This is a genomic window from Nocardioides marmorisolisilvae (assembly GCF_031656915.1).
GTDB classification, from domain to species: domain Bacteria; phylum Actinomycetota; class Actinomycetes; order Propionibacteriales; family Nocardioidaceae; genus Marmoricola; species Marmoricola terrisoli.
On sequence record NZ_CP134227.1, the window covers coordinates 2,165,742 to 2,191,031 of the forward strand.

Consider the following 25,290-nt stretch of genomic DNA (forward strand, 5'->3'; position numbering starts at 1 on the left):
AGAGGGACGCTGCCCTACTCGCCCCGGACCTTCTTGATGATCTCGTCGGCGACGTTCTGCGGAACCTCGGCGTACGAGTCGAACTCCATCGAGTACGACGCCTGACCTGAGGTCTTCGACCGCAGGTCCCCAACGTACCCGAACATCTCTGAGAGGGGCACCACGGCGCTGACCACCATGTCCCCATGGCGCTCCTCCTGCGCGGTGATCTGACCGCGACGGGAGTTGATGTCGCCGATCACGGTACCCAGGAAGGTCTCCGGGGTGACCACCTCGACGGCGAACATCGGCTCGAGCAGGACCGGCTTGGCCATCCGCGCCGCCTCCTTGAACGCCTGGTTGCCGGCGATCTTGAAGGCCAGCTCGGAGGAGTCGACGTCGTGGTAGGCGCCGTCCTCCAACGAGACCTTGACGTCGACCATCGGGTAGCCGGCGAGCACGCCGAACTCCATCGCCTCCTGGGCGCCCTGATCGACCGACGGGATGTACTCACGCGGCACGCGGCCACCCGACACGTTGTTCACGAACTCGTAGCCCGCACCGGAGCCGGTCTCGGGGTCGATGTTGGGCTCGATGCTGATGAGCACCTTCGCGAACTGACCGGAGCCTCCGGTCTGCTTCTTGTGCGTGTAGCTGTGCTTCTCGACCTTGCGACGGATCGTCTCGCGGTAGGCGACCTGCGGCTTGCCGACCGTCGCCTCGACGCGGAACTCGCGCTTCATCCGGTCGACCAGGATCTCCAGGTGGAGCTCGCCCATGCCGGCGATGATCGTCTGCCCGGTCTCCTCGTCGGCCTTGACCGTGAAGGTCGGGTCCTCGTCGGAGAGCCGCTGGATCGCGGTGCTGAGCTTCTCCTGGTCGCCCTTGGTCTTGGGCTCGATCGCGACCTCGATCACCGGAGCCGGGAACGTCATCGACTCGAGGATCACCGGGTTCTGCGGGTCACACAGGGTGTGTCCGGTCTTGGTGTCCTTCAAGCCCATCACGGCCACGATCTGGCCGGCGCCGACCGACGCGATCTCCTCACGCTTGTTGGCGTGCATCTGGTAGACCTTGCCGATCCGCTCCTTGCGGCCGTTGACGGAGTTCAGCACCGTGGTGCCCGCCTCGAGCTTGCCGGAGTAGACGCGCACGTAGATCAGCTTGCCCAGGTGCGGGTCGGTGGCGATCTTGTAGGCCAGTCCGGAGAACGGCTCGTCGTCGGCGGGATGCCGCTCGATCGCCTTCTCCTCGTCACCTTGGGCATGGCCGACGATGGCCTCGATGTCCAGGGGCGACGGCAGGTACTTCACGACCGCGTCGAGGAGCGGCTGGACGCCCTTGTTCTTGAACGCCGTACCGCACAGCACGGGGTTGACCTTGTCGGCCAGCGTGGCGCGACGGATCGCGGCCTCGAGCTCCTCGACGGTGAAGCTCTCGCCCTCGAGGTACTTCTCCATGATGGCATCGTCGGCCTCGGCGAGCGTCTCGAGGAGCTTCTCGCGGTACTCGTCGGCCTTGGCCTGGAGCTCGGCGGGGATCTCCTCGACCTCGTAGTCCTCGCCCATCTTGGTCTCGCCGTGCCAGGTCAGCGCGCGCATCCCGACGAGGTCGACCACACCGAGGAAGTCCGCCTCGGCTCCGATCGGCAGCTGCAGCACGAGCGGAGTGGAGTTGAGCCGCTCGACCATCATGTCGACGCAGCGGAAGAAGTCCGCTCCGGTCCGGTCGAGCTTGTTCACGAAGCACATCCGCGGAACGGAGTACTTGTTGGCCTGGCGCCACACCGTCATCGTCTGCGGCTCGACACCGGCGACACCGTCGAACACGGCGACCGCACCGTCGAGCACCCGCAGCGAGCGCTCGACCTCAGCGGTGAAGTCGACGTGGCCCGGAGTGTCGATGATGTTGATCTGGTGGTTCTTCCACCAGCAGGTGGTCGCGGCGGACGTGATCGTGATGCCGCGCTCCTGCTCCTGCTCCATCCAGTCCATCGTGGCTGCGCCCTCGTGGACCTCACCGATCTTGTAGGTGATGCCGGTGTAGAACAGGATGCGCTCGGTGGTGGTGGTCTTGCCGGCGTCGATGTGCGCCATGATGCCGATGTTCCGGACCTTGTTGAGGTCCGTGGTGATGTCGACTGCCACTTTGAGTCAGCGTTCCTTAGTTAGTACGTCTTGATGAAACCGATGATTGAGATCCTGGTTCGGCCGCAGGCCCGTCATTGGAGCGAGGTAACGGCGACCAACCGGTGACCGACGAGGTGATCGGAGCGAGGTACCTGTACCCCTGCGGCCGCAACCACGAATGATGATGGAAGCAACCGCGACCCCGTCACCAGCGGTAGTGCGCGAAGGCCTTGTTGGACTCGGCCATCTTGTGGGTGTCCTCGCGCTTCTTCACCGCGGCGCCCAGGCCGTTCGAGGCGTCGAGGATCTCGTTCATCAGCCGGTCGGCCATGGTCTTCTCGCGGCGCTCCTGGGCGTAGCCGACGAGCCAGCGCAGCGCGAGCGTGGTGCCGCGGGTGCCCTTGACCTCGATCGGGACCTGGTACGTCGCGCCGCCGACTCGACGGGACTTGACCTCGATCGCGGGCTTGACGTTGTCGAGCGCACGCTTCAGCGTGACGACCGGGTCGGTGCCGGTCTTCTCGCGAGCGCCCTCGAGCGCCGAATAGACGATCCGCTGGGCGACCTGCTTCTTGCCGTCCTGGAGGACCTTGCTGACCAGCTGCGAGACGAGCTGCGACCCGTAGACCGGGTCGACGTCGATCGGCCGCTTGGGGGCCGGACCCTTGCGCGGCATCCTTACTTCTCCTTCTTCGCGCCGTAACGGCTGCGGGCCTGCTTGCGGTTCTTCACGCCCTGGGTGTCGAGCGTGCCGCGGATGATCTTGTAGCGCACACCGGGCAGGTCCTTCACACGACCACCGCGGACGAGCACGATCGAGTGCTCCTGCAGGTTGTGGCCGACACCGGGGATGTACGCCGTGACCTCGACACCGCTGGACAGGCGCACGCGGGCGACCTTGCGCAGGGCGGAGTTCGGCTTCTTGGGGGTCGTGGTGTACACACGCGTGCACACGCCGCGACGCTGGGGCGAACCCTTCAGGGCAGGCGTCTTGTTCTTCGACACCTTGTCCTGGCGACCCTTGCGGACCAACTGCTGAATGGTGGGCACCGGGTGGTTCCCTTTCTTTGCTGCTCTCTCGCGACGACGACCTGTCGAGGCGGTGGATGATCGGGAACTGCCGCTCGCGCGGTGGTGCCCGGCGCGCCCGCGGAATCCGGGCACGCATCAGTGCCTGGCACGCCAGACACGAACGCCAAGGTTACCCGTCGCCGGGGTGCGGACCAAATCGACGACGGCCCCGGGTCCGAGGGCGTGCTCACCCGACCCGGATACCCCATTCGTCGGCCAGCAGCGGGGCCAGGTCGTGCAGCTGGGCGGGGCTGACCGTGGCTCCCCGGAGGCCGGCGAGCCCGGTGACGGTGGTGAGCCGGGCGTCGCGGAGATCGACGTCGGTGAGGGTCGCTCCGCGCACCGCCAGGTCGGTCACCTCGCAGTCCTCGAAGGCGACCCGCGCCACGGCCGCGTCGGTGAGGTCGAGCGCGCCCAGGTGGCACCGCTCCAGGCGCAGGTCGGCGACGTCGGCCCCCCGCAGGTTCAGGTAGTCGATGCGGACCCCGACGAGCTCGACCACGCGCAGGTCGCCGTCGTAGAGCTCCAGCGCGCCGTACCGGCCACCCTCGAGCAGCACCTCCCGCCACCGGGCCGAGGCGGCACGCAACGAGGTCGCGGCACAGTCGACCAGCCGGCACTCGCGCCAGCGGGCGCCGTCGAGGACAGCCCCGTCGAAGCGGACCCGTTCCAGGTGGCACTCGGTGAGGGAGCGGTCGGGCAGCCGCTCGCCGCCCACGTCGGCATCGGTCACGCTGACGCCGTCGAGCGCGCGCTCGAGCACCAGGTCCTGCTCGGAGCCGCTCTCGAGCTCGTCGAGCACCAGGTCGGGGCGCCGGGGCGGCTCAACCACGAGTCCCCGCGTCGCCGAGCAGCACCTCGGCGAGGTGTACGGCGTGCACGCCGGCCAGGTCTGTCAGCTGGGTCCGGCAGGAGAAGCCGTCGGCCAGGATGATCGTGCCCGGCATCGCCCGGCGTACGGCGGGCAGCAACTGGTGCTCAGCCACCGCGACGCTGGTCTCGTAGTGACCCTGCTCGACACCGAAGTTGCCGGCCAGCCCGCAGCAGCCGCCGAGTCGGGTGATGGTGGCGCCGGTGCGCGCCAGCAGCGCGGCGTCCACCTCCCAGCCCAACACGCTGGAGTGGTGGCAGTGCGGTTGCACGAGGATCTCGGTGCCGCTCAGGTCCGGCGGGTTCCACCCTCGGGCCGTCAACAGCTCGGCGAGCGTGTGTACCCCGGTGGCGACGTCCTCGACTCGCGGGTCCTCGACCAGCTGCCGGGCATCCTCGCGCAACGCGGCCAGACAGCTCGGCTCGAGCCCGACGACCGGGACCCCGGAGGCGACGTAGGGGTGCAGTGTCGCGACGGTCCGCGCGACGATCCGTCGGGCCGCGGTGAGCTGGCCGGTGGTGATCCAGGTGAGCCCGCAGCACGCCGGCTCCGGGATGACGCCGACCCGCAGGCCCAGCGACTCCAGCAGCCGTACGGCGGCGCTGCCGGTTTCGGCCGCGAACGCGTCGGTGAAGGAGTCCGCCCAGATCCAGACGTCCGGGGTCTCGGCGTGCTGGTCGCGCTCCCGGGACGTTTTGCGGCGGAAGGGCACCTCCGAGAACGTCGGCAGGCTGCGCCGCTGGTCCACCCCGGCCGCCCACCGCGCCACTCGGGAGAGCCCGCGGCTGCGGAGCATCCGGTTGGCGAGCCTCGGGGGTGTCATCCGGGCCCACAGCGGCAGCCGACCGAGCGCGTAGTGGCTGCGCGGCCGCGGCCGGTGGCGGTATTGCTGGTGCAGCACCTCGGACTTGTAGGTCGCCATGTCGATCCCGGTCGGGCAGTCGTGTGCGCAGCCCTTGCAGGACAGACACAGGTCGAGCGCCTCGGTGACCGCGGGATCGTCGAACTCCAGCGCGCCGGTGACCACGTCCTGCAGCACCCGGGCCCGACCGCGGGTCGAGTCCTTCTCGTTGCGGGTGGCGACGTACGACGGGCACATCACGCCGCCGGAGGCGGTGTTGTCGGCCAGGCACTTGCCGACGCCCGTGCATCGGTGCACGGCTGCGGCCAGCGACCCGCCGTCGTGGGTCAGGCGTAGGAACGGCCGCTCGGCCCGACGAGGAGCGGCGAGCCGCAGGTCGGCGTCGAACGGCGCCGGCTCGACCAGCACGCCGGGGTTGAGCAGGTTGTCCGGGTCGAGTATCCGCTTGGCGCGGCTCATCAGCGCGAGGGCGTCGGCTGAGTACATCCGTCCGAGCAGCTCCGAGCGGGCCCGGCCGTCCCCGTGCTCGCCCGACATCGATCCGCCATAGCCGGCGACCAGGTCGGCGGCGTCCTCGACGAATCGGCGGAACCGCTTGCGTCCATCGGCGTCGTCGAGCTCGAAGTCGATGCGCACGTGCACGCATCCGTCGCCGAAGTGTCCATAGGGGACGCCATCGAGGCGCGAGTCGTGCAGCAGGGCCTCGAAGTCGCGGAGATAGGCGCCGAGCCGCTCGGGCGGCACCGCGGCGTCCTCCCAGCCGGCGTGCGCCGGGCGGCTGAGCGTGCGAGCGGCGAGCCCGGCGCCGTCCTCCCGGATCCGCCAGAGCGCCGCCTGCTCGGCCGGATCGGTGACCACGCGAGACGGTACGCCGGCTGCGGCGGCGACCGCCTCCGCCCGGGACCGCGCCTCCTCGGCCGTGCCGCCGGTGACCTCGGCGAACAGCCACCCCGCCCCGGTCGGCAGCTCCGGGTGGCCGGGGACCAGCGACGCGATCCGGTCGTCGAGGCCCTCGCAGGCCACCAGGTCGAGCGCCAGCAGCGGCGGTACGGCGTCGCCGGCCTCGGCCATCGAGCCGTAGCCGAGCACCGCCAGCGCGCGGAACGCAGCGTCCTCGACAAGCCGGACGGTCGCGTCGAGCACGATGCCCAGCGTCCCCTCGGTGCCGACCAGGAACCGGTCGAAGCGGCGGCCGTTCTCGGGGAGCAGCTGATCGAACGAGTAGCCGCTGACCTGGCGGCCGAACCGGCCGAACTCTGTGCGGACCAGGCCCAGGTTCGCGTCCACCAAGGCGTCGAGGCGGTCGCTGGCGGTGACCGTCGTACCGTCGGCGAGCAGCACCGTCAGGCTCTCGACGTTGTCGACGGTGCGGCCGTAGCCCAGTGCCCGGGAGCCGCAGGCGTTGTTGCCGATCATTCCGCCGACTGTGCAGCGGGTGTGCGTGGAGGGGTCGGGGCCGAAGCGCAGCCCCAGGGCGACGGCCTCGCGCTGCAGCCGCGCGTGCACGACCCCGGGCTGGACGTGAGCGGTGCGGGCGTCGCGGTCGAGGGCGAGGATCCGGTTGAGGTGCTTGCTGGTGTCGACCACGATGCCTGGCCCGACCGCGTTGCCGGCGATGGACGTGCCGGCGCCACGCATGGTCAGCGGAACCGCGTGCTCACGGGCGACGGAGAGGACGGCGGCGATCTCATCGGTGGCCCGGGGGCGCACCACCACCCGGGGCGGGATCCGGTAGAGCGAGGCGTCGCTGGCGTAGAGCGATCGTGCCAGCGCCGAGTCGTCGACGTCGGTCACGCCCACCCGACGGAGCGCGTCGGCGAGCCCGTTCGTCATGGGCACGATCCTCCCACCGTGCCTCACCAGAGCTGGAGGGACCTCCTGAGGATGGACGCGACGGCTTCCTCGGTCACATCGCGGGGCGCAGTGGCGAGCAGTCGCTGCTGCTTCATCGCGCCTTCGACGAGGTCGTCGACGTCGCCGTCCCCGTAGCCGACCGCGGCCAGGCCGTTGGGGAGAGCGATGTCGCGCATCAGGTCGGTGAGCACGGCGGATAGCGCGTCGGGCCCGTCGTACTCGTGCCCGGGGGCGAGCAGGGCGGCCGCGCGGAGGTGCCGTCCCGGGTCCGCCTCGAAGGTCCAGCGGAACGCCTCGGGCGCGGTGAGCGAGACCGCCATCCCGTGCGGCACCATCGGCTCGTCGGCCGGGTAGCCGGCCGGGTGGAAGTCCCGCACGCGACCCGCGATCGGGTACGCGTTCGCGTGCGGGACGTGCACACCCGCGTTGCCGAAGCCCATCCCGGCGAACGTCGCAGCCATCGCCATCTGCTCACGGGCCGCGAGGTCGTCACCGTGGTGGACCGCGGCGCGGAAGGATGTGGCGAGCAGCGTCATCGCCTTCTCCGACCACATGTCCGAGATCGGGTTGGCCCCGCAGTAGGGCACCCGCTGCTCGGGCTGCTTGCGGTCGTAGGAGGTGTAGGGCCGCGCGGTGTAGCTCTCGAGCGCGTGGCACAGGATGTCCATCCCGGAGGCGGCCGTGACGCCGGCCGGCTGGGTGACCGTGAGCGTCGGGTCGATCACGGCCAGCGTGGGCCGCAGCCGCGGGTGGCTGATTCCGGTCTTCACCTTCAAGGAGAGCACGTCCAGCACGCAGACCGTGGTCGACTCCGAGCCGGTACCGGTCGTGGTGGGCACGGCCACCAACGGCTTGAGCGGGTGCTCCGGCTCCCGGGCCCTGCCGACCGGGGCGTTGAGATAGTCCATCAGGTCGCCGTCGTTGCTGGTGAGCAGGTTCACCGCCTTCGCGGTGTCGATCGCCGATCCGCCGCCGACGGCCACGAACGCGTCCCAGGGTCCGGTGCCACGGGCGTGCTCGATCGCCGCGGTCAGGCTGGCGTCGGTGGGCTCCACGTGCACGCCGTCGTACACCGCCGTCTCGATGCCGTACGTCGCGATCTGCTCGGCGACCCGCTCGGGATGCCCGGTGGCGGCGACCCCGGGATCGGTGACGACCAGCACTCGGCGCGCACCGAGGCGACTGAGGTCATGCCCGATCTCGTCCGACGCGCCGGCGCCGAACTTCAGCGTCGGCGCCCCGTAGGTGAAGACGGTCTCGGCTCCGGGATGGCTCATGACGGCCACGCTAGTGCTGTGCGGACCAACTCGGTGACCGGGACCGTGCCGTCGTCGATGTCGGTGCGGTCGATCCAAGCGACGGCATCCGTGGTGCCATCGTGCTCGACCACCCGCGGCGCCGCGCCCGCCCGCCCCACCTCGACGGCGAAGACGAGGTTCACCGCGTGGAAGTCCTCGTGCCGGCCGTCGGGTGCGTTACCCACAAGATGCAGGTCGTGCACGCCGAGCAACCGACCGACGTGCGCCTCCAGTCCGGTCTCCTCGAGCAGCTCACGGGACAAGGCGTCCTCGGGAGCCTCTCCGTGGTCCACTCCCCCGCCCGGCAGCGTCCATCGGCCGGTCTCCACGGCACGGTCGGACAGTCGCGCCAGCAGCACGGCGTCGCCCCGCCGTACCAGCGCCTTGGCCGCCAGCCGTTGCCGTCGCGTCGGGGCGTGGGCGGCGAGCGCGTCGGTGACCATCCTCACCACCGGCACCTTCCCGGAGCGGACGTCGGCCAGCCGGTGCCATCGAGCATCCACCGTGGATCCGTCCTCCTCCACGACGTGCGGATCGGGGGAGTCCAGCGGCACCCACCCCTCGAAGACCATCCGCACCGAGTGCAGCTCCACGGCAGGCACGGTCGGGTCCGTCGTGGTCCGCACCGCTGAGTCGATCCAGGCCCGGTCCCCCACCGTGACACGCAGACCGGTCTCCTCGTGCACCTCGCGGACCACGGCGTCGCGGGGATGCTCGCCGAATTCGATGCCCCCGCCGGGCAGCGTCCAGATCTCGTCGGGTGACAGGTAGGGGGCCAGGCGGGAGAGCAGGATCTCGGCGTCGCGAATGATGACGGCGTACGCCGCCACCCGCTGCCGACCGGGCAGGTCGTGTGAGCCATGCCTCGTCATGCTGGGGAGTCTAAGAGGGGCCGGTACGTTCGGGGCCATGCGCCAACAGCCGTCGACGCACCGTGACCCCTGGTTCGACAATGCCAAGTTCCTGCTGATCTGCCTCGTGGTGGTCGGCCACTCGTGGGCCCTGCTTGAGGCCAACGCCACCGAGGACTGGCTCTACCGCTTCCTCTACGCGTGGCATATGCCGGCCTTCGCCCTGATCACGGGCCACTTCTCCAGGTCGTTCACGTGGTCACCGCGACGGCTCCGGTCTCTGGTGACCACGGTGGCGATCCCGTACGTCGTCTTCGAGGGCGCGCTGGCCTGGGTACAGGTCCACCTCGGCCACCGGGACCTCCACGACCTCTGGATCAATCCGCACTGGCCGATGTGGTACCTCGCCGCGCTGTTCGTCTGGCGGCTGCTGACCCCGGTCCTGCTCCGGGTCCCGGCGCCGGTGACCGTCTCGGTGCTGGCCAGCCTCACCGGAGGCCTTTGGGCAGGAGACGTGCTCGACCTGTCCCGCATCGTCGGCATGCTGCCGTTCTTCGTGCTGGGGCTGACCCTGCACCGCGGGCACTGGGAGCTGCTCAACACACCGCGCGCCCGGCTCTGGGCGCTGGCCACGATGGCGACGCTGCTCGGCCTGGCACGAGTCCCGTCGGACTGGGTCCCAACGGAGTGGCTCTACTACCGCACGCCGTACGCCGGCCTGGACACCAACCTGCTCCAGGCGGCGAGCATCCGGATGGTGCTGCTGATCGTCGGCACGGCCGGCGCGCTGGCGTTCCTGGCACTCGCGCCACGCCGCCACTCCTGGCTCACCGGGCTGGGCACGGCGACGATCGTGGTGTACCTGTTCCACGGCTTCGCGGTCCTGCCGGTCAGGTTCTCCGGGTTCCCGGCCTGGTCGGTGGGACACCCGGTCCTCGGGCTCGCCGTGACCACCGCGGGCGCTGTCGTGGTGGCCACCCTTCTGGCCTGGCCGCCGGTGTCACGACGGCTGCACGTGCTGGTGGACCCGATCGGGTCGCTGCAGCGTCTGCGCAGCGCGACCAGTCGTCAGGCAGGGCCGGCGGGGCGGACCGAGGTCCGGCCCGTCCCCGCGATCCGCTGCGACCCGCCACTGAGGCTCCCGGCCGGCGCCGGCTGGTGACCCGGTCCTGAACGGCTCAGACCTGAACGGCTCAGCTCAACGGATCAGCTGAAGGGGGGCCGGTGGTCGAGCCGGACCGAGCGGCGCCCCGCCCAGCGCCACACCCGCGCGGCGCGGTCCCGGTCCTCGTCGGTGACCAGGTTGCCCATCCATCGCAGCGCCAGCGTCATCAGCCAGTCGCTGCGCATGCCAGCCGGGCCGAGCGCGGCCACGATGCGCGGGTTCGTCGCCACCAGGCCCAGCCTGCGCGCGATCGAGAACGCCTCGCCGTAGTGGTCGCGCAGCAGCTGCGGCCACACCGTGGCGAGGTCCTCGTCGAGCACCTCCGCGAGCAGCCGGCCCGTCTCGAGACCGTAGTCGATCCCCTCGCCGTTCAACGGGTTGACGCAGGCTGCCGCGTCCCCGACCAGAGCCCAGTTGGGTCCGGCCACGTTGCTCACCGCACCTCCCATCGGCAGCATCGCGCTGGTCGGGAGGCGCAGCTCGCCGTCGAGCTGGAAGTCCTCGCGCCGCTGGTCGGCGTAGTGCTGCATCAGCGGACGCAGCGCCAGCTTCGCCGGGCGTCGAGCAGTCGCCAGGGTGCCCACGCCGAGGTTCACCCGGCCGTCGCCGAGCGGGAAGATCCAGCCGTAGCCGGAGAGCACCTTGCCGTCCTCGCCGCGCAGCTCCAGGTGTGAGCTGATCCAGGGATCGTCGTGCATCGCGGAGTCGACGTAGCTGCGGGCGGCGACGCCGTACACGGTGTCGCGGTGCCAAGCACGTCCCAGCCGCTTGCCCAGCGGCGACCGGACGCCGTCGGCGACCACCAGACGTTGGCAGCCGATCTCGACCTGCTCGCCTCCGGTGTCCACGACGACGCCGGCGACCCGATCACCCTCCATCCGGACATCGACGGCGCGGGCACCGTCGACACCGGTCGCGCCCGCCTTCAGCGCGGTGCTGCGCAGGTGGTCGTCGAGCTCGGTCCGGGCGACCGCAGAGCCGTACGCCGGCAGTCCGGCGCCCTGGCCCGGCCACGGCAGCAGCAGGGTCTGCCCGAAGCCGTGCGCGCGGAGTCCGTGGTTGACGGTGTGCGAACGCACCCAGTCGTCGAGGCCGAGACGCTGCAGCTCCCCGATCGCCCGAGGAGTCAGTCCGTCACCGCAGGTCTTGTCGCGCGGGAAGACCGCGGCGTCGACCAGGGTGACCTCGCGCCCGGCGCGCGCCGCCCAGGTCGCGGCAGCGGAGCCGGCCGGTCCGGCACCGACGACCAGGACGTCGGTGCGGGCGGCGGCGGGCATGGTCGTCACCGCCCCATCCTCTCAGGAGCTGCTCATCGCCCAGCATGGGTGCAGATGCAGGCCCGGTTGTCCTGCGGGTCCGCGAGCACGGTGAAGCTCGGTGCGTGGGAGTCGTCGACGACGGTGCCGCCGGCCTCGAGAGCAGCAGCGATCCGGGCATCGGCCTCGTCGGGGGCAACCCACACGTCGAAGTGCCAGCGCTGCCGCGGGGTGTCGTGGGCGTCGGTGTCTTGGAACCACACCGTGGACACGAAGCCCAGCGGGTCGACGACCTCCTCGCCATCGGTCTCCGGCAGGCCGAGCAGCGCCCGCCAGAACGGCAGCACCTCGGCGGTCGCCCAGGTGTCCAGGCCGGCCTCGACGAGCGTGAGCCCCTGTGGCTCGGCGACCACACCGCGCTCGGCGGCGAGCTCGCTGATCCGCCGGGCCAGGTCGACGTCGCGCTGCGTCTTCGCCCCGACGTCGTGGCTGAAGAGGGCCACCTGCAGGTGGGTGTAGCGCAGGTCGAGGTCCGGGTGGTGGTTCATCTCCTCGGCCACCGCCCCGATCGCGTTGACGAGGTCCAGTCCGGTGGCGAAGTCACCGGTGCGGAACCTGGCGTGCAGCTTCGACTGCAGGGTGCGCCAGTCGGCGAGTCCGAGCGTGGCGATGTGGTCTCCGGTCAGCTTGGTTTCGCTCACGCCCCCACCTTGCCACGAAATGCCGACAGCCCCCACCCTGCACGGGTGGGGGCTGTCGCCTGCGGTCAGTTGTTCTGGTAGGACCCGAAGTCGAAGTCGTCCAGCGCGACGGCCTGGCCGCCGGCGCCGAAGTAGTCGTCCCCGTAGGAGTCGTACCCGGTCACGGAGTACGCCGCGGCACGTGCTTCCTCGGTCGGCTCCACCCGGATGTTGCGGTACCGCTCGAGACCGGTTCCCGCCGGGATCAGCTTGCCGATGATCACGTTCTCCTTCAGGCCGAGCAGCGAGTCGGACTTGCCGTTGATCGCCGCGTCGGTCAGGACCCGGGTGGTCTCCTGGAAGGAGGCCGCCGACAGCCACGAGTCGGTGGCCAGCGAGGCCTTCGTGATGCCCATCAGCACCGGACGGCCCGAAGCCGGACGGACACCCTCGGACACCGCCTGGCGGTTCTCCGCCTCGAAACGTCCCCGGTCGACCAGGTCGGAGGGGAGCAGCTTGGTGTCGCCCGACTCGATCACCGTGATCCGGCGCAGCATCTGCCGCACGATGATCTCGATGTGCTTGTCGTGGATCGACACGCCCTGGCTGCGGTAGACCTGCTGAACCTCGTCGACCAGGTGCTCCTGGGCCTTGCGGACGCCGAGCACGCGCAGGACGTCCTGGGGGTCCTCGGTGCCGATCGTGAGCTTCTGGCCCACCTCGACGTGATCGCCGTCCTCGACCTGCAGGCGCTGACGCTTGCTGACGGGGTACTCCTGGACCTCCGAGCCGTCGTCGGGAGTGACCAGGATCTTGCGAGCCTTGTCCGTCTCCTCGATCTCGACCCGGCCGGCCGCCTCAGCGATCGGCGCCTTGCCCTTCGGCTGACGCGCCTCGAACAGCTCGACCACGCGGGGCAGACCCTGGGTGATGTCGTCCGCGGACGCCACGCCACCGGTGTGGAACGTACGCATCGTGAGCTGCGTGCCGGGCTCGCCGATCGACTGGGCCGCGATGATGCCGACGGCCTCGCCGATGTCGACGAGCTTGCCGGTGGCCAGCGATCGGCCGTAGCACTTCGCGCAGGTGCCGGTCTGGGCGTCGCAGGTCAGCACGGAGCGGACCTTGACCTCCTCGATGCCGGCCGCGATCAGCTCCTCGATCTTGACGTCACCGAGGTCGGTACCGGCAGCCGCCAGCACCTCACCCGTCTCGGGGTGCGCGATGTCGACGGCCGCCGTACGGGCGTACGCCGAGGTCTCGACGTTCTCGTCGCGACGCACCACGCCGTCCTCGCCGCGGACACCGATGACCTTGGGCATGCCGCGCTCGGTGCCGCAGTCGTCCTCACGGATGATCACGTCCTGCGACACGTCCACCAGGCGCCGGGTCAGGTAACCCGAGTCGGCGGTGCGCAGCGCGGTGTCGGCCAGACCCTTGCGGGCACCGTGCGTGGAGATGAAGTACTCCAGCACGGATAGGCCCTCGCGGAAGTTCGACTTGATCGGACGCGGGATGATGTCGCCCTTCGGGTTCGCCACCAGTCCACGCATCGCGGCGACCTGACGCATCTGCGTCATGTTCCCGGATGCGCCCGAGTCGACCATCATGAAGATCGGGTTGTTCTTGTCGAACGTCCGCTCCATCGACTTGGCGACCTCGTTCGATGCCTGGGTCCAGATCTCGATGAGCTCCTGACGGCGCTCGTCGTCGGTGATCAGGCCACGCTCGAACTGCTTCTGCACCTTGGCTGCGGTGTCGTCGTACTTGGCGATGATCTCCGCCTTGTCCGGCGGCGTGACGACGTCCTCGATCGACACCGTGACACCCGAGCGCGTGGCCCAAGCGAAGCCGGTGTCCTTCAGGGCGTCCAGCGAGTTCGCCACCTCGACCTTGGTGTAGCGCTCGGCGAGGTTGTTGACGATCCGGCCGAGCTCACGCTTGCCCACGGAGTACTCGACGTACTCATAGTTGGCCGGCAGCGTCTCGTTGAACAGCGCCCGACCCAGGGTGGTGTCCAGGGTGACGGGGTCGCCCTCCTGCCATCCGTCGGGCAGCACGGTGCCGGCCGGCGGCACGATCCCGGACAGCCGGATCTTCACCTTGGAGTGCAGGGTGATCTGGCCGCGGTCGAGCGCCATGACGGCCTCGCCCATCGAGGAGAAGGCACGACCCTCGCCGATGGCACCGTCGGTGTCCCGGGTGAGGAAGAAGATGCCGATGATCATGTCCTGGGTCGGCATCGTCACCGGGCGACCGTCGGACGGCTTGAGGATGTTGTTCGTCGACAGCATCAGGATCCGCGCCTCGGCCTGTGCCTCCGCCGAGAGCGGCAGGTGCACGGCCATCTGGTCACCGTCGAAGTCCGCGTTGAACGCGGTGCACACGAGCGGGTGGATCTGAATGGCCTTGCCCTCGATCAACTGCGGCTCGAAGGCCTGGATGCCGAGGCGGTGCAGCGTCGGTGCCCGGTTGAGCAGCACTGGGTGCTCGGCGATGACCTCTTCCAGCACGTCCCAGACCTCGGGGCGTACGGCGCGCTCCACCATCCGCTTGGCGGACTTGATGTTCTGTGCGTGGGACAGGTCGACGAGCCTCTTCATCACGAACGGCTTGAACAGCTCGATCGCCATGTACTTCGGCAGCCCGCACTGGTGCAGCTTCAGCTGCGGACCGGACACGATCACCGAACGACCCGAGTAGTCGACGCGCTTGCCGAGCAGGTTCTGACGGAACCGACCCTGCTTGCCCTTGAGCATGTCCGACAGCGACTTCAGCGGCCGGTTGCCCGGGCCGGTGACCGGACGACCACGACGGCCGTTGTCGAACAGCGAGTCCACGGCCTCCTGGAGCATCCGCTTCTCGTTGTTGACGATGATCTCCGGCGCACCGAGGTCGAGCAGCCGCTTGAGGCGGTTGTTCCGGTTGATCACCCGGCGGTAGAGGTCGTTGAGGTCGGAGGTGGCGAACCGGCCACCGTCGAGCTGCACCATCGGGCGCAGGTCCGGCGGGATGACGGGTACGGCGTCCAGCACCATGCCCTCGGGGCTGTTGCCGGTCTTGCGGAACGCGTCAACGACCTTGAGCCGCTTGAGGGCACGGACCTTCTTCTGGCCCTTCCCGTTCGCGATCACATCCCGCAGCGACTCGACCTCGGCCTCGATGTCGAAGCCCTGAAGGCGCTTCTGGATCGCAGCAGCGCCCATGTGGCCCTCGAAGTACTTGCCGAACCAGTTCTTCATCTCGCGGTAGAGCAGCTCGTCGCCCATCAGGTCCTGGACCTTCAGGCTCTTGAACGTGTTCCACACCTCGTCGAGGCGGGCGAGCTCGGCGTCGGAGCGCTTGCGAATCTGCGCCATCTCGCGCTCGGCACCGTCACGCACCTTGCGCTTGGCGTCCGCCTTGGCCTCGGCGGCCTCGAGCTCGGCCAGGTCGGCCTCGAGCTTCTTGGTCCGCTCCTCGATCTGGTTGTCGCGACGACCCTCGAGGCTCTTGCGCTGCAGGCCGATCTTGCCCTCGAGGTCGGAGAGGTCGCGGTGACGCGCCTCCTCGTCGACGTGGGTGATCATGTAGGCGGCGAAGTAGATGACCTTCTCGAGGTCCTTCGGCGCCAGGTCGAGCAGGTAGCCGAGCCGGCTGGGAACGCCCTTGAAGTACCAGATGTGGGTGACCGGGGCGGCCAGCTCGATGTGGCCCATCCGCTCGCGGCGGACCTTGGACCGGGTCACCTCGACGCCGCAGCGCTCGCAGATGATGCCCTTGAAGCGCACGCGCTTGTACTTGCCGCAGTAGCACTCCCAGTCCCGGGTGGGACCGAAGATCTTCTCGCAGAAGAGTCCGTCACGCTCGGGCTTGAGCGTCCGGTAGTTGATGGTCTCCGGCTTCTTGACCTCGCCGTGGCTCCAGGTGCGGATGTCCTCCGCAGTGGCCAGGCCGATCTTGAGCTGGTCGAAGAAATTCACGTCGAGCACGATGGCTGCTGTCCTTCGTTAGTGTTCTTAAATCTCTTGGTGGGGGGCGGAGGAGGCGGCGCATCCGCAGCGGTGCCGGACGCGCCGCCCGACCTCACACCTCTTCGACCGAGCTCGGCTCGCGGCGGGACAGGTCGATGCCGAGCTCCTCGGCGGCGCGGAAGACGTCCTCCTCCGCGTCGCGCAGCTCGATGTTGGAGCCGTCCTGGGACAGCACCTCCACATTGAGGCAGAGCGACTGCATCTCCTTGACGAGCACCTTGAACGACTCGGGAATGCCGGAGTCGGGGATGTTCTCGCCCTTGACGATCGCCTCGTAGACCTTGACGCGACCGGGCACGTCGTCGGACTTGATGGTGAGCAGCTCCTGAAGGGCGTAGGCCGCGCCGTACGCCTCCATCGCCCAGACCTCCATCTCACCGAAGCGCTGGCCACCGAACTGGGCCTTACCGCCGAGCGGCTGCTGGGTGATCATCGAGTACGGTCCGGTCGAGCGCGCGTGGATCTTGTCGTCGACCAGGTGGTGGAGCTTGAGGATGTACATGTAGCCCACCGAGACCGGGTCCGGGAACGGCTCGCCGGAGCGGCCGTCGAACAGGCTGGCCTTGCCGTTCTCGCCGACCATCCGGACGCCGTCGCGGTTGGGCAGCGACGTACCGAGCAGACCGACGATCTCGTCCTCACGGGCACCGTCGAAGACCGGCGTGGCCACGTTGGTGTCCGGCGCGGCCTTGTCCGCGTGGATCTTCATCAGCCGCTCGCGCCACTCGTCGTCGGACTCCGTCAGCGCCAGGTCCCAGCCGTTCTTGGCGAGCCACCCGAGGTGGATCTCCAGGATCTGGCCGATGTTCATCCGTCGCGGCACACCGAGCGGGTTCAGGATCACGTCGACCGGGGTGCCGTCCTCCATGAACGGCATGTCCTCGATCGGCAGGATCTTGGCGATGACGCCCTTGTTGCCGTGCCGGCCGGCGAGCTTGTCGCCCACCGATATCTTCCGCTTCTGGGCGACATAGACGCGCACCAGCTGGTTGACGCCCGGGGGCAGCTCGTCGCCGTCCTCGCGGTTGAACTCGCGGACGCCGATGACCGTGCCGGACTCGCCGTGCGGCACCTTCATCGAGGTGTCGCGGACCTCACGCGCCTTCTCTCCGAAGATCGCCCGCAGCAGCCGCTCCTCCGGGGTCAGCTCGGTCTCGCCCTTGGGCGTCACCTTGCCGACCAGGATGTCTCCGGTGGTCACCTCGGCGCCCACTCGGATGATGCCGCGCTCGTCGAGGTCGGCGAGCAGCTCGTCGGAGACGTTCGGGATGTCCCGGGTGATCTCCTCCGGCCCGAGCTTGGTGTCCCGGGCGTCGACCTCGTGCTCCTCGATGTGGATCGACGTGAGCACGTCCTCCTGGACCAGTCGCTGGCTCAGGATGATGGCGTCCTCGTAGTTGTGGCCCTGCCAGGGCATGAACGCCACCAGCAGGTTGGTGCCGAGTGCCATCTCGCCCTCGTCGGTGCACGGACCGTCTGCGATCGGCGTACCGACCTCGACCCGGTCACCCTCGCTCACCAGCGGACGCTGGTTGATGCAGGTGCCCTGGTTGGACCGGGTGAACTTCTGCAGCCGGTGGGTGCGGTAGGTGCCGTCGTCGTTCATGATCTCGACGAGGTCGGCCGAGACCGACTGGACCACGCCCGGAGCCTCGGCGGTGACCACGTCGCCGGCGTCGACCGCCGCACGGTACTCCATGCCGGTGCCGACCAGCGGCGCATCGCTCTTGATCAGCGGCACGGCCTGGCGCTGCATGTTCGCGCCCATCAGGGCACGGTTGGCGTCGTCGTGCTCGAGGAACGGGATCAGCGCGGTCGCGACCGACACCATCTGACGCGGCGAGACGTCCATGTACTCGACGTCCTCGCGCGGGATGTCGACGGTCTCACCGCCACGGGTGCGGCACAGGACTCGGTCGTCGACGAAGTTCCCCTTGTCGTCGAGCACGGCGTTGGCCTGCGCGATGACCTTCGAGTCCTCCTCGTCGGCGGTGAGGTGCTGGATCACGTCGGTGACCCGGCCCTTCTTGACGACGCGGTAGGGAGTCTCGACGAACCCGTACGGGTTGATCCGTCCGTAGGAGGCGAGCGAGCCGATCAGGCCGATGTTCGGCCCTTCCGGGGTCTCGATCGGGCACATCCGGCCGTAGTGCGAGGGGTGCACGTCACGGACGTCCATCTGCGCACGGTCACGGGAGATGCCGCCCGGACCGAGCGCGGACAGGCGCCGCTTGTGGGTCAACCCCGCGATCGGATTGGTCTGGTCCATGAACTGCGAGAGCTGGGAGGTCCCGAAGAACTCCTTCAGCGCAGCAACCACGGGGCGGATGTTGATCAGCGACTGCGGCGTGATCGCCTCGACGTCCTGGGTCGTCATCCGCTCGCGGACCACGCGCTCCATCCGGGCGAGCCCGGTGCGCAGCTGGTTCTGGATCAGCTCACCGACCGTGCGCATCCGGCGGTTGCCGAAGTGGTCGATGTCGTCGGGACGTACCACGATCTTGTCGCCGTGAACGTCCACGACCGCCTTGCCGCCGGCGTCGTGAAGGATCACGTTGCCCAGGTCGACCTCGCCCTGCGGTGCGTCATGCAGCTGGATGATGAAGCGGATGCTGGCCACGATGTCGTCGATCGTCAGCGTCTGCTGGTCGAAGGCCTCGTGCAGGCCGAGCTTCTTGTTGATCTTGTAGCGACCGACCTTGGCCAGGTCGTAGCGCTTGGGGTTGAAGTAGTAGTTCTTCAGCAGCGTCAGCGCGGCCTCGCGGGTCGGCGGCTCGCCCGGACGGAGCTTGCGGTAGATGTCGAGCAGCGCGTCGTCGGGACCCGTGGTGTGGTCCTTCTCCTCGGTGAGCTGGACCGACTCGTACTGACGCAGCTCGGCCATCACGGCCTCGTAGTCGTACGGCGCGCCCTGGTAGTCCTCGTCATCGGCGACGGCCTGCAGCGCCTTGAGCAGCACGGTGACGCTCTGCTTGCGCTTGCGGTCCAGGCGGACACCCACCATGTCGCGCTTGTCGACCTCGAACTCCAGCCAGGCACCCCGGGACGGGATCACCTTGGCAGTGAAGATGTCCTTGTCGGAGGTCTTGTCGGCGGAGCGCTCGAAGTAGACGCCCGGCGAACGGACCAGCTGAGAGACGACCACGCGCTCGGTGCCGTTGATGATGAAGGTGCCCTTGCGGGTCATCATCGGGAAGTCACCCATGAAGACCGTCTGGCCCTTGATCTCACCGGTCTCGGTGTTGGTGAACTCCGCAGAGACGTAGAGCGGGCGGGAGTAGGTGAAGTCCTTCTCCTTGCACTCCTCCTCGGTGTACTTCGGGTCGAGGAACACCGGGTTCTCGAAGCGGAGCTCCATCGTCTTGGAGAAGTCCTCGATCGGAGAGATCTCCTCGAAGATCTCGTGCAGACCGGACTTCTGCGAGAGCTCTTCGCCCGCCGCACGGCGCTCTTCGACGCGTGCCTTCCAGAGCTCGTTGCCGACCAGCCAGTCGAAGCTGTCGGTCTGGAGAGCGAGGAGCTGCGGAACCTCGAGGGGTTCGGCGATCTTGGCGAAGGAGATCCGGCGGGGGGTGGTGCTGACGTTCTTGCTGCGCGAGGCGGCCAAGAGGGGTCCTTCCGAGGCTCACAATTGGACTAAGTCCTGGGTGGGCGGCGTCGGCCCACCACAAACCAGCCACCGGGCAGGCAGGAAGCATTTGAGGGCGGACGCAAAGATTGATAGTACCCCAAGGGCACGACGAAACACAACAGTCAACTTCGGCACGCTCCGGAACCGGAGGGCCACCGGCTGCTGCAGGTTGCAGTGAACTATGAACCAACGTGCCCGGACAGGTCAAGCACCCCCGCCCACCGGCCACGCGACACCGCGCCCGTCGCGGCGCGGCTCACTTCGGGTTCAGCCCCGCGACCAGCCAGTCCCCGCCCCGCTTGACCATGGTCACCTCGACGCGGTTGGTCAATAGACAGGACGGCGAGCACTGCTGCCCCTTCGGGCCGGCCCGATGCCGGGTCTGCTGGTTGACGAACGCCATCACGTGCACCTGGTCCGGCTGCGCGTCCATCACGCCGGTGCCGAGCACGGTCGCAGAGACCACCGTCTTGGTCTGGGCCACCGGCGACGGCTTGCCGCCACTGGCGTCGGTGAGCAGCGCGAAGTTCTTGGCGTACTCCTTGCCATAGCTCGGGGTCAGGTAGGCCAATGCCTGCTTCTCGTCCACGGCCATGTGCCGGTAGTCGTAGGAGAGGATCGCGCTCAGCGCCTGCTGGGCAGCGCTGCTCGCCTGGACGCGCGCCGACTCCGTGGCAACGTCTTGGCGGTGCTGATAGGTGAGGACCCCGGCGGCCGCCGCGGCCGCCACGGTCAACGCCGTCAGCGCGCCGAGCCCGACGAGGTGGCGCCAGCTGGTGCCGGCCGCCTCCGCAGGCGTCCCGGCCCCCGCGGGCTCCGCGAGGCGCTCAGGCTCCGGTTCGGGCTCGGGCAGGCCGGCGTCGTAGACCAGGCGCCGCTTGGGGTCGAGCAGCGTCTCGGCCGCCTCGTTGAGCCGGCCGAAGCCGGGTGAGCCGGGACCCTCCTTGCGGATCCGCCGCTGCCACGCCTTGCGGATCTCCCCCGCCGAGGCCTCGCGGTCCACTCCGAGGGTCTCGTAGTACGTCGGGCCGTCGTCGGGCACGCGCGCCTCCAGGGACTCGTCGTCCGGGCCGCTCACTGGGAGCCCGCCACTTCCGGCGGCAGGCCGTCCACCAGCCAACTGCCCTCAACCTTGCGCAGCGACACCGTCCACCGGAAGTGCAGCGCCTTGCCGGTCCCGGTGACACTCGAGTCGTGCGCGACCAGCACCGTGGCCGAGTCGCTGTCCAGGTCGGTGACCCCGGCGAGCGCGATCGAGCCGGTCGCTGCCTTCCCCTGCTGACCCTTCTGCGGCTGGGCGCCGGCGTACACCTGCGCGATCAGCGGCTTGACCTGCGCGAAGTCCGCCTGGCCCTTGGTGGTCAGCAGCGCCTCGATGCCGGACTCATAGGCGTCCGCGCTCGGCGCCGCGAAGTTGTCCATCCGCAGCGCGAACTGCTCCGCCACGCTGAGCGCGTCGCGACGGTCGGCGTCGAGCCGGTCCTGGGCGCGAAGGTCCCGTGCCATCAGCACGATGATCACGATGCTCGCGACGAGGACGACGGCCAGCAGGCCCGCAACGACCCGCAGCAACCAGCCGCGCGGACGCGCGTTGGAGATGGGCCTCAACGGACCACTCCCGATTGCTGCTCGCCGGTCGACAGGCGGCTCACTTCTGCGTGGGCAGGGCGGGCTGCAGCAGCATCCACTTCCAGGCGTCCTTCCCGAAGACGTCGTCGGAACCGGCGTTGTCGATGACCCTCTCCTGACGCGGTTGCTGGTCCTGCCAGGTCAACCTGCCGGTGCTGGCATCGTACGACGCCACCGGAGCGCGGTAGCGGGCAGCGACCCGCGGGGCGTTCTGCGCGCCGCGGGCGTTGGTCCGGCTGGCCGGCTCGGCGCAGTGCACCGAGGTGTCCATCGTGTGGTACTTCAGGCGTGCCGGACCGTTCGGATCCTGCTGCTGCTTGGGCGGGATGTAGCCCTTGGTGCACACCGGCGGGTCCTGCTGGAGCACCAGTCCGAACCGCGCGTCGTAGTGCCCGGCGTCGGCTCCGGAGCCGATCTTCTGCACGACCGTATAGGCGCCGGCGACCATGTAGGGGTAGAGCACAAGGATCTGCCGCACTCCGGCGAGGTGCTTGACCACGACCTTGCCGGTGGTGACCAGGTTCGCGATCAGCCGGCCCAGATTGACCTCGTTCTGCTCGAGGAAGGTGCGCAGCTCCACCGAGGTCGCCGATCCGTTGTCGATCAGCGACCGGATGGCGGCGTCCTTGTTGACCAAGGTGTGGGTGAACAGGGACAGGTCCCGGGAGAAGGACCGGATCGCCGACGCCTTGTCCGCCTGGCTCTTCAGCACCGTGTTGGAGTCCCGGATCAGCGCAGTCGTGGTGTCGAAGTTCTGGTTGGCCGTGTCGATGAAGGAGGTCGAGCTGTCGATGATCTTGGTCAGGTCCGGGCCGGTGCCCTTGAACGCTGCGCCGAGGGACGAGATCACCGTGCGCAGCTTGTCCTTCGGCACGGACTGGACCAACTCATCGAGGTTGGTCAGCAGTGCCGTGGTCGACACCGGTGTCCGCGTGTCAGGAGTCGCGATCTGCGAGCCGTTCTTGAGGTACGGCGCGGAGTCGGTCTTCGGCTCGAGATCGACGTACTGCTCGCCGACGGCCGACAGGTTGCTCACCCGCGCGATCGTGTCGGAGGGGATCTTGTCGTATCCCTTGTCGATGCCCAGCACCACGTCGACGCCGTCGTTGGTCAGCTTCATGGCGCTGACCTGTCCCACCTGCACCCCGCGGTAGGCGACCTCTGCTCCCTTGAAGATCCCGCCGGACTGGGCGAACTGGGCGTGCACCTGGTAGTTGGAGTCGTAGAAGAGCCGACCGAGGCGGGCGTACCGCGCCCCCACGTAGGACACGCCCACCAGCGTGATCAGCACGAACACCAGCAGCTGCTTGCGCACCCTGGACGTGATCATCCGGTCACCCCCTGGAGGAGCAGGCTGCCGATCCCCGAACCGTCTGCACGCGAAAGGAGCCCGAAGGGATCGTCATCAGCACTGCTGCGGAAGGCCGCCCCGGGTGCGGCCCGTCCGAGTCCCAACCCACTCAGCAGGCCGCCGAGGCCACCGCCGGAGCCGGTCCCCGACCCTGAGCCGGAGCCCGACGTGGAGCCGCCGCCCGTCGTGGAGCCCGAGCCCAGGAGCCCGCCGCCGCCACCCAGGAGCCCGCCGACCGAGCCTCCCTTGGTCGCCGACTTGGAGCCGGCCGTCGCGCCGCTGCCGAGGAGGTTGTTCAGCTGGTCGGTCAAGGAGTTCGAGCTGGGCAGCGCACCTGCCAACCCCGCCACCGCACCGCAGACCGGGGCGAGGCTCCCCGAGAGCTGGCCAGGGAGCTGCTTGCAGATCGCAGCGATGGCGCCCTTCAGGTCGGGAAGCCCCGGCACGGTGAGCTTGTTGATGTCGAGGCCCAGCAGGATGGACAGGTTCACCCAGTCGCCCATCTGCAGGTTGCGGGCAACGGTCGGCGAGTTGCCCACCGCGGCGTCGAGGAACGGGTAGGTCGGGAAGATCTGCAACGCCTTCGGCAGGTCCTGTCCGGCCTTGGCGAAGGCGTTGAGGACCGGAGCCAGATCGCTGAGCGAGTCGATGGTGGCCTGCTTCGACGCCTTGATCACCCGGACGCCGACATTGCTCAGGTGCTGCAGGCCCCGCAGCATCCGGATCAGGTCGGCGCGCTGGGCGTTCACCGACTTCACTGCAGCGGGGAGGTCGTCAAGCGTCTGCTTGATCGTGCCCTCCTGGGAGTGCAGACCCCGCGCCAGGCGGTCGACGCTGTCGATCGCGGCGAGCACCGAGTTCTTGTTCTGGTCGAGCTGACCCATGAAGTAGTGGATCTGGTCGAGGACCGACCGGATGTCCTGCTCGCGGCCGGTGGTCGCCTGGTTGAGCTCGTGAGCGATCGACTTCAGCTGCGCGACCCCGCCACCGGTGAGCACGGCCGACAGCGCCTTGAAGACCTCTTCGATCTCGGGGTTGCGGCCGGTGTGCGCCAGCGGAATGACGTCACCGTTCGCGAGCGGCTGGGCGCTGGGCTGGGGAGGCTTCTCCAGCGATACGAACTTCTCACCGAGCAGGCTGGTCTGCCGGATCTCCGCACGCTCGTTGCTCGGGATCTTCAGGTTCCGCGGGATCTCGATGGTGACGTCGGCGGTGTAGCCGTCGAGCTTGATCGCAGTGATCTTGCCGACGGTGACGTCGTCGAGCTTCACCGTGGACTGCGGGACCAGGTCGAGCACGTCGCGGAACAGGACATGCACCTTCATCGGGTTGCTGCCGGCGTTCGCCCCTCCGGGAAGCGGGACGTCGTAGATGCCACACCCGCTCAGGGCGAGGGCCCCGGACGCCAGCAGCGCCGTCCAGGCCGCCGTACGCCGGCTGCGTCGCGACGCAGGTCGCCCGAGTTCGCGTGATCGGAGGATGCTCACCGGGCCACCCCCACGAGTCCGGCCAGGGTCGGATCGAACCGGTTGGCGGTGGGGTCCGCACTCCGCTTCGATGCTCCGAAGGGCGCCGTGCGCGGGCTGGCCGTCGACGGACAGGTGATGCCGCCCTTGGTCAGCCCACTGAGGTTGAGCAGCTTGCACAGCGTGCCAGCAGGGTCGTCCTGGATCTGGCTCAGGATCTCGCCGATGTTGTCGCGGGTGTCCTCGGTGCCGGAGTTCGGGTCGTAGGTCAGCGCGAGGTTGTTCAACGCGAGCGGTCCGACGTGCAGGATCTCGTCGAGCTGGCTCCGGCGCTTGACCAAGGTGTTGGAGATGCGGGTGAGACCGTCGACGTTGGTGTGCAGCGCCTTGCGGTTGTCGTGCACGAAGCCACGCACCGCCTTGAGGGCCACCGAGAGGTTGTCGACCGCGCGGCCGAGGTCGTGTCGGTCGTTGGCCAGCAGCTGCGAGCCGCTGGCCAGCGAGTCCGCGAACTGGCGGACCGTCTTGTCGTTCCTCGCCAGCGCGTTGACGAACTTCTCCACCTCCGACGCCGATCCGAAGAGCTCGTCCTTGTTGTCCGAGAGCGTCTGGGTCAGCCGACCGAGGTTCTTCAGCGTCTTGTTGAACTCCACGCCCTGGCCCCCGAAGTTGCGGGCCGTCGAGTCCAGCAACCGGGTCAGCGCACCGGTACCGCTCTGGTCCGGCCGGTTGGCACCCTTGGGGCCGAGCGCGAGATTGAGCTGATTGAGGCTGCCGAAGATCTCGTCGAGCTCGAGTGGCGTCGCGGTCCTGTCGAGGCCGAGGTGGGCGTTGTTCGGCAGCACCGGTCCGCCCTGGTAGGCCGGCGTGAGCTGCACGAAGCGGTCGCCCACGATCGACGGCGAGATCACCACCGCCTTGGCGTTCGCCGGCACCTTGTACTTGTCGTCGTACTCGAACTTGACCCGGACCTTGGTACCCATCGGGGTCACGCTGTCGACCTGGCCGACCTTGAGTCCGAGGATCCGCACGTCGGAGCCCTTGTAGAGCGCGATCGCACGCGGGAAGTCGGCGACGACGTACTTGCGCCCGCCACCTCCGGTGACCACCATCGCGACGGCGACCACGATCGCGATCACCACGAGACCGGCGATGATCCCGGCCAGGGACTTCAGTCTCGCCAT

17 protein-coding genes are annotated in these 25,290 nt (G+C 68.9%); 1 reads left to right on the plus strand and 16 read right to left on the minus strand.

Annotated features, from left to right (window positions below; translation table 11 throughout):
- Window positions 1-14: 14 nt before the first annotated feature.
- The 7 genes from fusA to Q9R13_RS10445 all read right to left on the minus strand — a co-directional run bounded on the left by fusA (window position 15) and on the right by Q9R13_RS10445 (window position 8,936).
- Window positions 15-2,126, minus strand: coding sequence for an elongation factor G (fusA, locus tag Q9R13_RS10415; RefSeq protein ID WP_310961105.1), 2,112 nt, complete (start codon window positions 2,124-2,126; stop codon window positions 15-17).
- A 187-nt stretch (window positions 2,127-2,313) separates the two neighbouring features.
- The gene (rpsG, locus tag Q9R13_RS10420; protein WP_310961106.1) at window positions 2,314-2,784 is read right to left on the minus strand and encodes a 30S ribosomal protein S7; all 471 of its coding nucleotides are present in this window, start codon (window positions 2,782-2,784) and stop codon (window positions 2,314-2,316) included.
- A 2-nt stretch (window positions 2,785-2,786) separates the two neighbouring features.
- Complete coding sequence (rpsL, locus tag Q9R13_RS10425) at window positions 2,787-3,158, minus strand: 30S ribosomal protein S12 (protein WP_028660598.1); 372 nt, start codon at window positions 3,156-3,158, stop codon at window positions 2,787-2,789.
- 208 nt (window positions 3,159-3,366) lie between these two features.
- Window positions 3,367-4,011 (minus strand): pentapeptide repeat-containing protein, encoded by a 645-nt coding sequence (locus Q9R13_RS10430; protein WP_310961108.1) that lies wholly within the window; start codon window positions 4,009-4,011, stop codon window positions 3,367-3,369.
- Window positions 4,004-6,745, minus strand: a complete 2,742-nt coding sequence (locus Q9R13_RS10435; RefSeq protein ID WP_310961109.1) for an FAD-binding and (Fe-S)-binding domain-containing protein — start codon at window positions 6,743-6,745, stop codon at window positions 4,004-4,006. The genes Q9R13_RS10430 and Q9R13_RS10435 overlap by 8 nt, the downstream gene beginning before the upstream one ends.
- 23 nt (window positions 6,746-6,768) lie before the next feature.
- Window positions 6,769-8,043, minus strand: a complete 1,275-nt coding sequence (locus Q9R13_RS10440) for a hydroxyacid-oxoacid transhydrogenase (protein WP_310961110.1) — start codon at window positions 8,041-8,043, stop codon at window positions 6,769-6,771.
- Entirely contained in the window at window positions 8,040-8,936 is an 897-nt protein-coding gene (locus Q9R13_RS10445) for an NUDIX domain-containing protein (RefSeq protein WP_310961111.1), read from the minus strand. The genes Q9R13_RS10440 and Q9R13_RS10445 overlap by 4 nt, the downstream gene beginning before the upstream one ends.
- A gap of 37 nt (window positions 8,937-8,973) precedes the next feature.
- Here Q9R13_RS10445 and Q9R13_RS10450 point away from each other — a divergent pair, with 37 nt between their 5' ends.
- Window positions 8,974-10,077, plus strand: a complete 1,104-nt coding sequence (locus Q9R13_RS10450) for an acyltransferase family protein (protein ID WP_310961112.1) — start codon at window positions 8,974-8,976, stop codon at window positions 10,075-10,077.
- 44 nt (window positions 10,078-10,121) lie between these two features.
- Here Q9R13_RS10450 and Q9R13_RS10455 read toward each other — a convergent pair whose 3' ends face one another.
- The 9 genes from Q9R13_RS10455 to Q9R13_RS10495 form a co-directional block, all read right to left on the minus strand.
- Window positions 10,122-11,357: a geranylgeranyl reductase family protein gene (locus Q9R13_RS10455; protein WP_310965073.1), complete on the minus strand. Its 1,236-nt coding sequence runs from the start codon at window positions 11,355-11,357 to the stop codon at window positions 10,122-10,124.
- Window positions 11,358-11,389: 32 nt separating this feature from the next.
- On the minus strand, window positions 11,390-12,037 hold the full coding sequence (locus Q9R13_RS10460) for a 4a-hydroxytetrahydrobiopterin dehydratase (protein ID WP_310961113.1): 648 nt from the start codon (window positions 12,035-12,037) through the stop codon (window positions 11,390-11,392).
- Window positions 12,038-12,102: 65 nt separating this feature from the next.
- Complete coding sequence (locus Q9R13_RS10465) at window positions 12,103-15,987, minus strand: DNA-directed RNA polymerase subunit beta' (protein ID WP_310961114.1); 3,885 nt, start codon at window positions 15,985-15,987, stop codon at window positions 12,103-12,105.
- A gap of 94 nt (window positions 15,988-16,081) precedes the next feature.
- Window positions 16,082-19,636: a DNA-directed RNA polymerase subunit beta gene (rpoB, locus tag Q9R13_RS10470; RefSeq protein WP_310961116.1), complete on the minus strand. Its 3,555-nt coding sequence runs from the start codon at window positions 19,634-19,636 to the stop codon at window positions 16,082-16,084.
- Between the two features lie 280 nt (window positions 19,637-19,916).
- On the minus strand, window positions 19,917-20,738 hold the full coding sequence (locus Q9R13_RS10475) for a J domain-containing protein (RefSeq protein ID WP_310961118.1): 822 nt from the start codon (window positions 20,736-20,738) through the stop codon (window positions 19,917-19,919).
- Window positions 20,735-21,268, minus strand: coding sequence for a hypothetical protein (locus Q9R13_RS10480; RefSeq protein WP_310961119.1), 534 nt, complete (start codon window positions 21,266-21,268; stop codon window positions 20,735-20,737). Before Q9R13_RS10480 ends, Q9R13_RS10475 begins: the two co-directional genes overlap by 4 nt.
- 40 nt (window positions 21,269-21,308) lie before the next feature.
- A complete protein-coding gene (locus tag Q9R13_RS10485; protein ID WP_310961121.1) occupies window positions 21,309-22,619 on the minus strand; it encodes an MlaD family protein in 1,311 nt (436 codons plus the stop codon).
- Window positions 22,616-24,127 carry an MCE family protein gene (locus Q9R13_RS10490; RefSeq protein WP_310961122.1) on the minus strand — a complete coding sequence of 504 codons (1,512 nt, stop codon included), beginning with the start codon at window positions 24,125-24,127 and terminating at the stop codon, window positions 22,616-22,618. The genes Q9R13_RS10485 and Q9R13_RS10490 overlap by 4 nt, the downstream gene beginning before the upstream one ends.
- On the minus strand, window positions 24,124-25,290 hold the full coding sequence (locus Q9R13_RS10495) for an MCE family protein (protein WP_310961123.1): 1,167 nt from the start codon (window positions 25,288-25,290) through the stop codon (window positions 24,124-24,126). The genes Q9R13_RS10490 and Q9R13_RS10495 overlap by 4 nt, the downstream gene beginning before the upstream one ends.

Excerpts from the sequence above, each read along its gene's own strand:
- rpsG (WP_310961106.1), bottom strand. The coding sequence starts at position 2,784 with ATGCCGCGCAAGGGTCCGGCCCCCAAGCGGCCGATCGACGTCGACCCG.
- Q9R13_RS10435 (WP_310961109.1), bottom strand. The coding sequence starts at position 6,745 with ATGACGAACGGGCTCGCCGACGCGCTCCGTCGGGTGGGCGTGACCGAC.
- Q9R13_RS10440 (WP_310961110.1), bottom strand. The coding sequence starts at position 8,043 with ATGAGCCATCCCGGAGCCGAGACCGTCTTCACCTACGGGGCGCCGACG.
- Q9R13_RS10445 (WP_310961111.1), bottom strand. The coding sequence starts at position 8,936 with ATGACGAGGCATGGCTCACACGACCTGCCCGGTCGGCAGCGGGTGGCG.
- Q9R13_RS10450 (WP_310961112.1), top strand. The coding sequence starts at position 8,974 with ATGCGCCAACAGCCGTCGACGCACCGTGACCCCTGGTTCGACAATGCC.
- Q9R13_RS10455 (WP_310965073.1), bottom strand. The coding sequence starts at position 11,357 with ATGCCCGCCGCCGCCCGCACCGACGTCCTGGTCGTCGGTGCCGGACCG.
- Q9R13_RS10485 (WP_310961121.1), bottom strand. The coding sequence starts at position 22,619 with ATGATCACGTCCAGGGTGCGCAAGCAGCTGCTGGTGTTCGTGCTGATC.
- Q9R13_RS10495 (WP_310961123.1), bottom strand. The coding sequence starts at position 25,290 with ATGGCGAGACTGAAGTCCCTGGCCGGGATCATCGCCGGTCTCGTGGTG.